13 protein-coding genes are annotated in these 12,498 nt (G+C 41.8%); 3 read left to right on the top strand and 10 right to left on the bottom strand.

What is annotated here, in order from left to right:
* Positions 1–62: 62 nt before the first annotated feature.
* Positions 63–272: a cold-shock protein gene (locus ACXAC4_RS23405; RefSeq protein WP_058031834.1), complete on the bottom strand. Its 210-nt coding sequence runs from the start codon at positions 270–272 to the stop codon at positions 63–65.
* 474 nt (positions 273–746) lie between these two features.
* Here ACXAC4_RS23405 and ACXAC4_RS23410 point away from each other — a divergent pair, with 474 nt between their 5' ends.
* Positions 747–1,874 (top strand): GNAT family N-acetyltransferase, encoded by a 1,128-nt coding sequence (locus ACXAC4_RS23410; protein ID WP_475166158.1) that lies wholly within the window; start codon positions 747–749, stop codon positions 1,872–1,874.
* On the opposite strand, the gene ACXAC4_RS23415 is transcribed toward ACXAC4_RS23410, so the two are convergent.
* A complete protein-coding gene (locus ACXAC4_RS23415) occupies positions 1,854–2,444 on the bottom strand; it encodes a DUF938 domain-containing protein (RefSeq protein WP_475166161.1) in 591 nt (196 codons plus the stop codon). The genes ACXAC4_RS23410 and ACXAC4_RS23415 overlap by 21 nt on opposite strands.
* Before the next feature lie 194 nt (positions 2,445–2,638).
* Here ACXAC4_RS23415 and ACXAC4_RS23420 point away from each other — a divergent pair, with 194 nt between their 5' ends.
* A complete protein-coding gene (locus tag ACXAC4_RS23420; protein ID WP_475166163.1) occupies positions 2,639–2,821 on the top strand; it encodes a hypothetical protein in 183 nt (60 codons plus the stop codon).
* A 119-nt stretch (positions 2,822–2,940) separates the two neighbouring features.
* Here the strand turns inward: ACXAC4_RS23420 and ACXAC4_RS23425 are convergent, their stop codons facing one another.
* The 3 genes from ACXAC4_RS23425 to ACXAC4_RS23435 are packed head-to-tail and all read right to left on the bottom strand — an operon-like array spanning position 2,941 to position 6,112.
* Positions 2,941–4,071 (bottom strand): sodium ion-translocating decarboxylase subunit beta, encoded by a 1,131-nt coding sequence (locus ACXAC4_RS23425; protein ID WP_138479187.1) that lies wholly within the window; start codon positions 4,069–4,071, stop codon positions 2,941–2,943.
* Between the two features lie 8 nt (positions 4,072–4,079).
* Positions 4,080–5,861, bottom strand: a complete 1,782-nt coding sequence (gene oadA / locus ACXAC4_RS23430) for a sodium-extruding oxaloacetate decarboxylase subunit alpha (protein WP_475166165.1) — start codon at positions 5,859–5,861, stop codon at positions 4,080–4,082.
* Positions 5,862–5,875: 14 nt separating this feature from the next.
* Entirely contained in the window at positions 5,876–6,112 is a 237-nt protein-coding gene (locus ACXAC4_RS23435) for an OadG family transporter subunit (RefSeq protein ID WP_138479190.1), read from the bottom strand.
* Positions 6,113–6,553: 441 nt separating this feature from the next.
* Between ACXAC4_RS23435 and ACXAC4_RS23440 the strand changes: the two genes are divergently transcribed.
* Positions 6,554–7,027, top strand: coding sequence for a YcxB family protein (locus ACXAC4_RS23440; RefSeq protein WP_390443248.1), 474 nt, complete (start codon positions 6,554–6,556; stop codon positions 7,025–7,027).
* 30 nt (positions 7,028–7,057) lie between these two features.
* Here ACXAC4_RS23440 and csrA read toward each other — a convergent pair whose 3' ends face one another.
* From csrA to ACXAC4_RS23465, 5 genes are all read right to left on the bottom strand, one after another.
* Positions 7,058–7,249, bottom strand: a complete 192-nt coding sequence (gene csrA, locus ACXAC4_RS23445; protein ID WP_058031817.1) for a carbon storage regulator CsrA — start codon at positions 7,247–7,249, stop codon at positions 7,058–7,060.
* A 91-nt stretch (positions 7,250–7,340) separates the two neighbouring features.
* A complete protein-coding gene (locus ACXAC4_RS23450; protein ID WP_349287757.1) occupies positions 7,341–8,561 on the bottom strand; it encodes an aspartate kinase in 1,221 nt (406 codons plus the stop codon).
* Between the two features lie 14 nt (positions 8,562–8,575).
* Positions 8,576–11,179 (bottom strand): alanine--tRNA ligase, encoded by a 2,604-nt coding sequence (gene alaS, locus ACXAC4_RS23455; protein ID WP_475166170.1) that lies wholly within the window; start codon positions 11,177–11,179, stop codon positions 8,576–8,578.
* Positions 11,180–11,183: 4 nt separating this feature from the next.
* Entirely contained in the window at positions 11,184–11,645 is a 462-nt protein-coding gene (locus ACXAC4_RS23460; RefSeq protein ID WP_058031811.1) for a regulatory protein RecX, read from the bottom strand.
* Positions 11,645–12,451: a BPSS1780 family membrane protein gene (locus ACXAC4_RS23465; protein WP_475166173.1), complete on the bottom strand. Its 807-nt coding sequence runs from the start codon at positions 12,449–12,451 to the stop codon at positions 11,645–11,647. The genes ACXAC4_RS23460 and ACXAC4_RS23465 overlap by 1 nt, the downstream gene beginning before the upstream one ends.
* Positions 12,452–12,498: the final 47 nt, after the last annotated feature.

The following is a 12,498-nucleotide window of genomic DNA, read 5'->3' on the forward strand; positions in this document are numbered from 1 at the left end:
TAGTTTGCACCACAAATAAAAAAAGCAAGCTAGTGCTTGCTTTCTTGTTAAGTGATTAACACTTAAAGTACAGTGATGTTCTCAGCTTGTGGGCCTTTTTGACCTGTAGCTAATGTGAACTCTACTTTCTGACCTTCAACTAAAGTGCGGAAACCGTCACCTTTAATAGCGCTGAAGTGTGCGAAAACATCTGGACCATTTTCTTGTGCAATGAAACCAAAACCTTTTGACTCGTTAAACCACTTAACGGTACCAGTAACTGTATTAGACATAATATGTATATCCTGATCTTTAAAATTAACTATGCCCTTGTGGGCGCATAGAGCAAAAACTAGACGGTACTTAAAAACTTCAGGACGGTACTACAAGTATGACTCATACAATAACGTGGTGGAAATTTATAAACACTGACAAATTTTTGTCTTTCTTCATAGTAAAGCCCTCTCATACTAAGTCAAACGATTTTAGGTCAAAAAATGATTAATTTTTAATTACAGGTAGATCTCTCACACAGCATAAGGCATACGCTCACAAGTGATATTATTGTATATAAATCAATATAGTTATGATCCATCAATTAAACCGAGTAATAAATTGGCTTAAGTCACAGGAGTTTTAAAGCTGAATGTTTATTGAGCACACTAAGTTCTGAGCTTGCTTTTTTATTTAGAGCATAAGGGCGGTTTAAGGCTAAATTAAATCTGATATCATGCCATTTAAAATAGCCTTAATTTTTTGTGTACCCGATGACCTACCAGCATAACTTTGTAAACTCTATTTCAAATATTTCGGAGTTTACTTGGAACACACTGACAAATGACCATGTATTTTCCAGTTATGCTTGGCTAAGTGCGTTAGAAAAAAGCGGATGCGTAAATAAACAAACAGGTTGGCAGCCTCAGCATCTTGTCATTAAACAAAGCGATCATATTGTGGCTATCTTACCTGGCTATATAAAAAACCACTCTTATGGTGAATACGTCTTTGATTGGGCATTTGCTGAAGCATACGAAAGGTACGGGCTAGATTATTATCCTAAATGGCTATGTGGTGTACCTTTTACCCCAGTGCAAGGTCCTCGCATTCTTTGCAAGCACATCACGCCTGAATTAATAAATTATATAGAGGCAACTTTACTTGAGTTTGGTGAAAATGGTCTCAGTGGCATTCATCTTAACTTTTTATCTGAGCATGCAAATTTTACTAATACCACATTGATCCCAAGACGCAATGTGCAATTTCACTGGCAAAATAAAGGTTATCAAAACTTCAGTGACTTTTTATCAGCGCTTAATGCTCGAAAGCGAAAAATGGTCAGTAAAGAGCGCTTAAAAGTACAACAACAGAATTTAACCATTCGCTGGTTTTCTGGTGACGAGATTAATGACGCCTTACTTGACGCTTTTTACTTAAGTTACCGTCTCACCTATTTAAAACGCTCGGGTCATAACGGTTATTTGAATCGCGAATTTTTCGCCTTGATAATAAAAAACTTACCGCATGACGTTCGTTTATGCTGCGCGTTCAAAGATGAAGATATTGTCGCCACTAGTCTTTATTTTGTTTCAGGAGATACCCTATACGGCCGCTATTGGGGTGCAATTGAATCTCAATATGACTCGCTTCACTTTGAGCTCTGTTATTACCAAGGCATTGAACTTGCGATAAAAGAAGGCATCGTTACTTTTGATGCCGGCGCGCAAGGCGAGCATAAGCTCGCCCGTGGCTTTGAACCCGTTTGGCGCCACTCTTACCACACCTTGTTTAGACCTGAGTTTAAAATCGCGCTACAAGACTATTGCGAAAGAGAAACCCAAGCCTTACAGCAGTACTTTATTGAATGTGAAGCGAAATTACCGTTTAAACACCAATAGTCGGTTATTCGCTGGCATTTCATGGTCTTGAACTAACTCAAAGCCTTGTTTCTTCGCCAAAGACACAACCCACTCTTGATCCCGAATACCACTTTGTGGGTCTCTTGCCCTTAACATGGCATCGAAGCCTTGGTTACTTTCACTGGTAAACTGTCCATTGTAGTTAAACGGGCCATAAATGAATAAATGACTTTGCGAATGACTGTGTTTAGCGGCACCTATGATTAGCTTTTCAACCAAAGACTCAGACACTATATGAAGCGTGTTCGCAGTGTAAATTGCATCGTACTTTTCAGTCACAGGCCAATCATGGTTTAAATCTAGTGTCATTGGTGCAATTAAATTACCCAGCTTAGCTTCGTCTAACCAAGCATTGATCCCTTCATGATGCACGGCTTGATCTGCCGTTTGCCAAATTATATTCGGAAGATGCTTTGCAAAATGCACCGCATGCTGTCCGGTACCGCTTCCTATTTCTAAAATATCTTCTTTGCCAATTAGATAAGATTTTAACTTACTCAGAATTGGGTCTTTATTGTTTTCACACGCTTGAGAATATAGCTTTGTCATCGTCGTTTTGCACTAAATTGAGGAGTTATTGCCCGTTATTGATGCAATTAATTTAAGAAATAGCAAGCGAGATCAATAAATCTTTTCTATAACTACTTAAAGTGTCTACATAAGTTTTTCTTGGTACAACTTCTGCAAAACAAACTACACAGAGATACCAATACTTCAAAGCGTGCAACTCGAGGAGAGATAAGATGAAGATTTCAGAGATCACCCAAATGCCATCTGAATTAAAAAGCCAAGGCGTCATCAAAGAGAACAATGAAAAAGATTTAAAGAAAAGTAAGTCTTACAAACAAGAAGTCGCAAATCTTATGCAGCTCGAAGAACAAGAGAAAGAACATACAGAGCAAAGCTTTTTGTATGGTTATAATTAACCTGAGTTCTGGATAATAAATCTCTTAACCAAAGCTCAGGTTAACTAATACAATTACGCCAAATCAAAAAAAGCGCAGCCAACGGCTGCGCATTTAGGTTGGAAGAAACTTATTACTAGCTAGCCAACAAGTGCTAGCAGAATACCTGCTGCCACGGCACTGCCAAGTACACCTGCTACATTTGGCCCCATTGCGTGCATTAACAAGAAGTTATGCGGGTTATTCTCTAGGCCCACTTTATTCACTACACGCGCCGCCATTGGTACCGCTGATACCCCTGCCGCGCCGACAAGTGGATTAATAGGATGCTTCGAGAACTTATTCATAATTTTCGCCATAAATACACCCGATGCTGTACCAATTGAGAAAGCCAAGGCACCAAGCACTAAAATACCTAACGTCTCAACAGTTAAGAATTCAGTCGCTGATAACTTAGAGCCCACAGCTAAGCCTAAGAAAATAGTCACGATATTAATAAGCTCATTCTGTGCTGTGTTACTTAATCTATCGACAACACCACACTCACGCATTAAGTTGCCTAAACAAAACATACCAACCAGCGGCGATGCTGACGGTAAGAACATAATCGCTAGACCAAGTACTGCCAGTGGGAAGATAATTTTCTCACGCTTAGTCACATGGCGAAGTTGTGGCATTTCAATCTTTCTATCTTCTTCAGACGTTAGCGCACGCATGATCGGCGGCTGGATAATTGGTACTAATGCCATATAAGAATATGCAGCTACCGCAATCGCGCCCAAAAGTTCTGGTGCAAGCTTTGAGGCTAAGAAAATAGCCGTTGGACCATCTGCACCACCAATGATGGCAATTGCTGAAGCATCCTGTAGGGTAAACTCAAAGCCCGGCACAAAATTCAGCGCAATGGCGCCAAATAGTGTCGCGAAAATACCAAACTGCGCTGCAGCCCCCAGTAATAACATACGTGGGTTTGCAATCAGTGCACTAAAGTCTGTCATCGCGCCCACGCCCATAAATATCAACAGCGGAAAAACACCACTATCAATACCGATATAGTAAACGTAGTACAACAAGCCACCAGGCTCTGCCAAGCCTGCAACTGGAATATTCGTTAAGATTGCACCAAAACCAATTGGTACAAGGAGTAAAGGTTCAAACCCTTTTGCTATAGCAAGGTAGAGTAAACCACAGCCCACCGCCATCATGACTAGAGCTGGCACGGTAAAGTTGGCAAGGCCCGTTGCTTGCCATAAATTTAACAACCCGTCCATGTGACCTCCTATGCAAGCTCAATCATGGCATCGCCCGTTGCGACAGAGTCACCTTCAGAGACTAAGACATTTGCAACCGTACCGCTGTGCGTCGCACGCACTTCTGTTTCCATCTTCATGGCTTCCATGATCATGACTACATCGCCTTCAGCGACTGCATCACCTGCACGCACCAATAACTTAAAGATGTTACCGGCAAGCGGGGCATTGAGTGTTTCGCTCGTACTGACCGATGCTGACTGTGGAATAAGCTCACTATCTTTGACTTGTACTTCTTTAAGTTCACCACCTGGTGCAACGACAACATCATAAACTTTGCCGTCAACTTGCACGCTGTAACGCTCTGTTGATTGTTTTTGTGGAGAAGCCGGTTTTGCAGCAGGTGCAGGCTTTTCAGTGGTAACTAGAGTTGGTTTCGGCTCAAATGCATCTGGATTATTGCGATTCTTAAGGAACTTAAGACCAATTTGCGGGAATAACGCATAAGTTAACACGTCATCGACTTGCTCTTCTGCCAACTCTATGTTGTCTTCTTTGGCTTTCGCAACTAGCTCAGCCTCAAGGCTATCAAGCTCAGCATCGATTAAATCAGCAGGGCGACACGTGATCGCTTCTGCGCCATCTAATACGCGTTGTTGTAATTGTGAGTCAACTTCAGCAGGGGTCGAACCATACTCACCTTTTAACACACCGGCCGTTTCTTTTGTGATGGTCTTGTAACGCTCACCAGTAAGAACATTTAGTACCGCCTGAGTACCGACGATTTGCGATGTTGGTGTCACCAGCGGAATAAAGCCAAGGTCTTTACGTACAGCTGGGATCTCTTTTAGAACATCATCTAGCTTATCGCCAGCACCTTGCTCTTTAAGCTGGTTTTCCATGTTAGTTAACATGCCGCCAGGCACTTGAGCGAGTAAGATACGGCCATCAACGCCTTTTAAGCTGCCTTCAAATGCCGCATATTTTTTTCTAACTTCACGGAAGTAGCTCGCAATTTCTTCAAGCTCACCAAGGTTTAAACCTGTATCACGCGCTGTGCCTTCAGTGATAGCCACCATGGTCTCTGTGGCGCTATGACCATAAGTCATACTCATAGACGAAATAGCGGTATCAAGCATATCAATACCCGCATCGATGGCTTTTTGGTATGTCGCTGTGCTTAAACCCGTTGTCGCGTGACACTGCATGGCAATTGGCACCGATACGGTATTTTTAAGTTCAGTGATCAGTTCTTCTGCATCATAAGGCTTTAATAAGCCAGCCATATCTTTAATACAGATTGAATGACAGCCCATGGCTTCTAGTTTTTTCGCTTGATCTAGCCACATGTCTAAAGTGTGAACCGGACTCACAGTATAAGAAATGGTACCTTGCGCATGCGCTCCGACTTTAATAGCGGCTTTAATCGCAGTTTCGAGGTTTCTGACATCATTCATGGCATCGAAAATACGGAAAACATCAACACCATTATGATGTGCACGTTCTACAAATTTCTCCACCACGTCATCGGCATAATGGCGATAACCTAGTAAGTTTTGACCACGTAAAAGCATCTGCTGCTTAGTATTTGGCATGGCTTCTTTTAAAGCGCGTATGCGATACCAAGGATCTTCGCCCAAATAACGAATACAAGAATCAAAGGTTGCGCCACCCCAAGATTCAACAGACCAATAACCGGCTTTATCTAGTTTCTCTGCGATTGGTAGCATATCTTCTAGGCGCATTCGCGTAGCAAGCAATGATTGGTGTGCGTCTCTTAAAACCAATTCAGTTAATTTTAACTTTGACATAGTGGACCCCTTTATTATTTTGATCTGTACTGAGCGATAGCTGCACTGATTGCAGCAATGTGCGCGTTAGATACGCCTGTTGATGCTGGGCGTTTAGTAGGTTGACGTTGTGGCTTTGCTGGTTCATCACCACCTGCGATAAGTGATAACTTGCTTACAGCAAAAATTAAGATAGATAAGAAGGCAAAAACCCCAACCATGCCGGTAAGCATTAAACTGGCTGCCTCTAGCAACAATGCGCCTATATCCATGTTCTCCCCCTTTTTCACAACGCGCTTTGCGTCATTAATCATTTTTTATAAATATTTATTCAACATCATAACAAACGAGCTCAACTTGTAAACAACATTGTAAATTGGTAATACCAATATTAAAAACTGAACAATAGCAACAACTTAACTGTAAAATACTGATTAAACGAATGAATTACTGAGATAAATATGAAAAATATTCAAAATAGCGCAGGTTTATTTAAATACTTTTAAATAAAAGTGATAAATAGGTTACAAAGATAAGTTTTAAAAACGGAAACGAAAAATGGTAAGACCAAGAAGACACTAAACAAAACACCGTTATGACTGAATAAAAAATGTATTTTCATACTTAATGCAAGTCACATTAAAAAACTTCAAATACGCATACACCATTCTTTTTTGATAAAATTGGCAGTAAATAAAGATTAATGAGTTGCTATGTATAAACACGAATTTACCCTTGATAAGCCTTACTATCAGGAGTGCTTTGATGAGTCCGAAAAATTTGGGAAAGCCAACAAACCTAAATATGCGTTAGTCGGTTTTCTAACCCTGCTCGGTTTAGTGTCTATTTATGGTTTAGAGAATGGCTACCTGGGGAATTTCTTAATCATTTTGGCAGTCATTGAATGCATTTCATATTACTATCGCCGTCCTTGGTGGGTTGCCAGACAGATGATCAGCAGAGCAAGTGGCTCCAATGTGATTGTTGAGATTGACGAAGAAAAAATTAAAGCAGCTAACCCATACAAATCGTTTGTATTTAATTGGCAAGACATCACCAAAGTTATAAAAACAGACAGAGGTCTACTGATCTATTCACTAAGAGGTGCACAATATTTATCTTTAAGTGCATTGGATGACGAGACGGTTGACTTTATCTTAGCGCAAAAAAAAGCCACTAATGAATAGTGGCTCCTTAAATTATTCGCTAAAAGCTGATCAGATGTTACCTGTTGCAGGACCAGACTTTTCAGCCTGAATTCGCATGTAAATCTCTTCACGGTGAACTGAAACATCTTTAGGTGCATTAACACCAATACGTACCTGGTTACCTTTAACACCTAGTACAGTTACAGTTACTTCATCACCAATCATTAGGGTTTCACCCACTCGACGAGTTAGTATTAGCATTCTATTGCTCCTGTTATTCCAAAAATTAGAAGATTCCGCGTCAATTTCATTTTAATGAAAAGTTGTCATAAAAGTAAGCAAAAAAACCAATTTACTCAATACTTTCCAATAAAAATGTGCTGTGCAATGCTCTAACAGCCAATTCTAAGTACTTTTGCGGCAGCAAAGCCGAAATTTTCATTTCGGATGTTGTCACTAAGTCAGCTCTAATATTCTCGTGAGACATTGCCGTATAGAACTGTGCGATAACTTCTACATGAGACTTCAGGCCAATGCCTATTACAGACACTTTAGCCACTTCCTTATCACACGCCAATTCAACAAAACCGAGACTTTCTTGCTGGTGTGTCAAAAGCTCAATAACTTGATGATGATCATTACTGTGCACAGTAAAAGCATAGTCTATTTTATCAAGTTGGTGATTTAATTGGCTCAACATATCTACCGCAATGCCCGCATCAGCCAATACGGTGAGTAGGCTTGCAAAGATCTGTGGTTGATTTGGTAACTGCTTAAGCGTAATTAACACCTCATCTTTACTTGCAGCCACACCTGAAACTGGGGCTTTGTTCATATCTGGCTCCTCGTAAGTAATTAATGTCCCCTTTGAGTGGCAAAAGCTCGATAACACCCTAAGTGGTAACCGATAGTGGCCCGCCGCTTCAACCGAGCGTAAGTGTAAGACTTTCGCACCAAGACTTGCCATCTCTAACATTTCATCAAAGGTAATTTGCTCAAGGCGACGTGCGTTTGGCTCAATGCGGGGATCTGTGGTGTAAACACCATCTACGTCTGTGAATATCTGACATTCAGCCGCTTTTAATGCACCCGCTAACTCTACCGCGGTTGTGTCTGTGCCACCACGACCGAGCGTCGTGATATTACCTTCCCGATCTCGCCCCTGAAAACCCGCCACAATCACGATACGGTTATGTTCCATTTCTTGATTTAAGCGGTCGGTACAGATGGATTCAATTCTTGCTTTACCAAACATGTTATCGGTTTGAATACCAATTTGATCGGCAAGTAAGCTAATTGCAGGATGTCCACGCCGAATGATGGCCATAGCCAAAAGCGACGCAGTCACTTGTTCGCCAGTAGTCACCAAAACATCAAGTTCACGGCTGCTAGGACGGCTGTCAATTTCGTGTGCGAGAGAGATTAAACGATTGGTTTCACCAGACATTGCAGAGACAACAGCAACGACTTGATGACCCTGTTGTTGGGTTTTTATGATGATATCGGCGACAGCCTCGATACGCTCAATTGAGCCTACCGAAGTGCCACCAAATTTTTGAACAATTAATGCCACGAGTTACATCGCAATTATTGCGTCTTTTCGCTCACCCATGCATTAACGCTTTGCAGCGCAGCGTCAAGGTTTTCAGGCTGTGAACCACCCGCTTGAGCCATGTCTGGACGACCACCGCCTTTACCGCCAACTTGTGCAGCCATGTGATTTACTAGTTCGCCTGCTTTTACTTTGCCAACTAAATCTTTCGTCACACCTGCAATTAGACTTACTTTATCACCATTCGCAACACCTAGCGCGATAACACCAGAACCCATCTTGTTCTTAAGGTCATCAACCATGCCGCGAAGCGCTTTCGATTCAGTTCCAGCTACATTAGCAACTAATAATTTCACGCCATTTACGTCAACGGCAGATTCAATTAATGAGGCACCGGCTGCACTTGCAAGCTTGTCGTTAAGCTGAGTAACTTGCTTTTCAAGGCCTTTAGATTTCTCAATTAGGGCTGCCACTTTTTCAAGTACGTTACTTGCATCACCTTTCACAAGCGCTGCAATCTCGCTTAGCTGTGCTTCTTGCTCAGACACATAGTTAACCGCATCTTCACCGGTTACCGCTTCGATACGACGAACGCCTGCTGCGATACCACCTTCAGACACAATCTTGAATAGACCAATGTCACCAGCGCGCGATACGTGTGTACCACCACATAATTCGATAGAGTAATCGCCAATTGACACAACGCGTACTTCATCATCGTACTTCTCACCGAATAGCGCCATCGCACCTTTTGCTTTCGCTTCGTCGATGTCCATTAATTCTGTTTGTAGTGCGAAGTTCTTACGGATCTCGGCGTTTACTAAGTCTTCAACTTCACGAAGCTGTGCTTTAGTCACGCCTTCAAAATGTGAGAAGTCAAAACGTAAACGATCTGGCATCACTAATGAGCCTTTCTGTGCTACATGATCGCCAACGACTTGGCGTAATGCTTCGTGTACTAAGTGAGTTGCCGTATGGTTCTTCTTGATGTTTTCGCGACGCTCAGCATCAATGTGTGCATCGGCTTTATCGTTTACACCAATGCGACCAACTACTTTACCATGGTGAGCAAATGCATTGCCTAGTTTCGTCGTGTCTGTAACAACAAACTCGCCACCCGCCACTTTTAATGAACCAGTATCACCAACTTGACCACCAGACTCTGCATAGAATGGAGTGCGGTCTAATACAACAATACCTTCTTGACCATCTTCTAATACATTAACAGCTTCACCTTGGCTGAATAGTTCAACCACAGTACCACTGTAATGAGTTGCATCGTACCCTTTAAAGTCAGTCGACTTTTCAGACTTAAGCTGCTCATTGTAGTCAGCACCAAACTTACCCGCTTGCTGCGCTTTCTTACGCTGAACTTCCATACACTCTTGGAAGCCACGCTCGTCAATTGTCATGAAACGCTCACGCGCAACATCAGCAGTTAAGTCAGCAGGGAAACCGTATGTGTCGTAAAGTTTGAATACTACATCACCCGGGATCACATCACCTTTAAGGTCTGCTAGGTTTTCTTCAAGAATCGCCAAACCACGATCTAGTGTTTTACCGAACTGCTCTTCTTCAATACGCAGTACTTTTTCGATGATCTCTTGTTGTTTAGCAAGCTCTGGATACGCTTCACCCATTTCTTGCACAAGCGCAGATACCAGCTTAAAGAAGAATGCACCTTCTGCGCCTAACTTGTTACCGTGACGAACTGCACGACGAATGATACGGCGCAGTACATAACCTCGACCTTCGTTTGAAGGCATCACACCATCGGCTACTAAGAACGCACAAGAGCGAATGTGATCAGCAACCACGCGAAGTGACTTATCTTCTAAGTCTTGCGCATTAGTTACTGCCGCAGCGGCTTTGATTAGGTTTTGGAATAAGTCAATTTCATAGTTTGAGTGAACACCTTGCAAAATTGCAGCGATACGCTCAAGACCCATACCTGTATCAACTGACTGCTTAGGTAATGGCTCCATTGTGCCGTCAGCATGACGGTTGTATTGCATGAATACTAGGTTCCAGATTTCGATGAAACGGTCACCATCTTCTTCAGGAGAACCCGGAGGACCACCCCAAATGTGCTCACCGTGATCATAGAAAATTTCAGAACATGGACCACAAGGACCTGTATCACCCATAGACCAGAAGTTATCAGACGTATCAATTTTGATAATGCGATCTTCAGGCACACCCACTTCTTTTGCCCAAATGTCGAACGCTTCATCATCAGTGTGATAAACCGTTACCATCAACTTTTCTTTTGGTAACTGAACAACTTCAGTTAAGAACTGCCATGCAAACTTGATGGCATCTTGCTTGAAGTAATCACCAAAGCTGAAGTTACCAAGCATTTCAAAGAAAGTATGGTGACGTGCAGTGTAACCTACATTTTCAAGGTCATTGTGCTTACCACCAGCACGAACACAACGCTGTGAGCTCGTCGCTCGCGTGTAAGGGCGCTTTTCGCCACCTAAAAATACGTCTTTAAATTGCACCATACCCGCGTTAGTGAAAAGTAACGTTGCGTCGTTACCCGGCACTAGTGAGCTTGAAGGTACAACTTGGTGTTGTTGTTTGGCAAAGTAATCTAAAAACGATTGCCTTAACTGTGCGGTAGTCATTTGCTGCATTTGATCAGTCACCTATTGTTGCTTGCATTGCAAAATTAATTTCTTCATAGCCAAATCCACGGTACATCATATATCTCACCCGTTTGGCTTTTTCTTTATAATCGAGTTGTTTATCGCCTAAGCCATATTTTCTTTGGTAGGTCTCTAACGCTAATTCAAACCAATCTATTTCTTGTTCTTCGATTAGCGTCATCAGTTGGGCCCGATCAACCCCTTTATTTGTCGCTTCGGCCAAAACACGTTTTTGACCTAAGCCTTTATTTATTTGTCTGCGTAAAAAGCTCTCGCAGTAGCGCTTTTCATCAATATACCCTAAGGACTCACACCAGCTTAAAAGCTGTTCAATATAGTCTTCACTCGCATCTTTCATTCTCAGTTTTTGTGCGAGTTCTTTTTTTGAGTACTCTTGACGGCCTAACAGCCACAACACGTAGTTTTTTAGTTTTTGCTTTGTTTGCTCATCCATTAAGCGTCAAATCGGCCTGTGTTGATTGCACTTGATTGCGACGCTTGTTTTTCGCCCTGTCCGTTATTGTCACTGATATCATCAGCAGGAAATATCGCCTGATATGAACAGAAAAAGCCAATATAAGCCACCGGCATAATAACCAGTAAAGGTACAAAACTTAATGGCATTGCAGCCAACATTAATACACCGATCACTAAGCTAAATACAGTAAGCGGTGCCATATTCGTTTGAAACACCTTTAAAGATTGCCCCAGCGCTTTAAAAATACGGTTTTCACCTTTAAAAAAGACCAAAGGTAGCGCAAAGGCGAAGGCCATTAAATTCACTGCATGAGCTAATAAAAATATACCAATGTTGCCAATCGACAAGGTACTCATCACTTCAGCCAATAATTGCTCGTGATTGTGGTTTTCTGTTGCCTGCTGCATCAGCGCAAAAGTTTCAGAAAATAAACTGTCAGCTAATAGTGTCAGTAAAATTACTGCGCCCATTTGATATAAGCCAAGTCTAAATAAGTTTAGGCGACGGCCTTTGATCGAAAACGGTTTAAGTATATCGGCAAGACTGATGGTTTTACCTTGCTGCTTGCTAATAACGGCCAAATAAAAGCCGATCGTTAGAAAAGGCGCCGTAAATGCTGCAACTAATTGTAATGGAGGAAGCACCAAGGGGATCAATGCAACAACAATCATAAAGATGTACATAAACATAAAAGTCATCGGCTGGGTTTTAAAGATATTCCAACCTTGCTTTAACCACTGCAAACCCGCAGAAGCACTAAAAACATTTATCTTTGAAGACATAAAGACCTAAAACTAATCAAAACACTGGAATTATACCTATCAAAACA

Source organism: Pseudoalteromonas sp. AWM4_233 (assembly GCF_056158285.1).

What these genes read in the sequence shown, in the direction of transcription:
- ACXAC4_RS23405 (WP_058031834.1), bottom strand. Translation starts at nt 272, where the DNA reads ATGTCTAATACAGTTACTGGTACCGTTAAGTGGTTTAACGAGTCAAAA.
- alaS (WP_475166170.1), bottom strand. Translation starts at nt 11,179, where the DNA reads ATGCAGCAAATGACTACCGCACAGTTAAGGCAATCGTTTTTAGATTAC.
- ACXAC4_RS23425 (WP_138479187.1), bottom strand. Translation starts at nt 4,071, where the DNA reads ATGGACGGGTTGTTAAATTTATGGCAAGCAACGGGCCTTGCCAACTTT.
- ACXAC4_RS23435 (WP_138479190.1), bottom strand. Translation starts at nt 6,112, where the DNA reads ATGGATATAGGCGCATTGTTGCTAGAGGCAGCCAGTTTAATGCTTACC.
- ACXAC4_RS23420 (WP_475166163.1), top strand. Translation starts at nt 2,639, where the DNA reads ATGAAGATTTCAGAGATCACCCAAATGCCATCTGAATTAAAAAGCCAA.
- oadA (WP_475166165.1), bottom strand. Translation starts at nt 5,861, where the DNA reads ATGTCAAAGTTAAAATTAACTGAATTGGTTTTAAGAGACGCACACCAA.
- ACXAC4_RS23460 (WP_058031811.1), bottom strand. Translation starts at nt 11,645, where the DNA reads ATGGATGAGCAAACAAAGCAAAAACTAAAAAACTACGTGTTGTGGCTG.
- ACXAC4_RS23465 (WP_475166173.1), bottom strand. Translation starts at nt 12,451, where the DNA reads ATGTCTTCAAAGATAAATGTTTTTAGTGCTTCTGCGGGTTTGCAGTGG.
- csrA (WP_058031817.1), bottom strand. Translation starts at nt 7,249, where the DNA reads ATGCTAATACTAACTCGTCGAGTGGGTGAAACCCTAATGATTGGTGAT.
- ACXAC4_RS23440 (WP_390443248.1), top strand. Translation starts at nt 6,554, where the DNA reads ATGTATAAACACGAATTTACCCTTGATAAGCCTTACTATCAGGAGTGC.
- ACXAC4_RS23410 (WP_475166158.1), top strand. Translation starts at nt 747, where the DNA reads ATGACCTACCAGCATAACTTTGTAAACTCTATTTCAAATATTTCGGAG.
- ACXAC4_RS23415 (WP_475166161.1), bottom strand. Translation starts at nt 2,444, where the DNA reads ATGACAAAGCTATATTCTCAAGCGTGTGAAAACAATAAAGACCCAATT.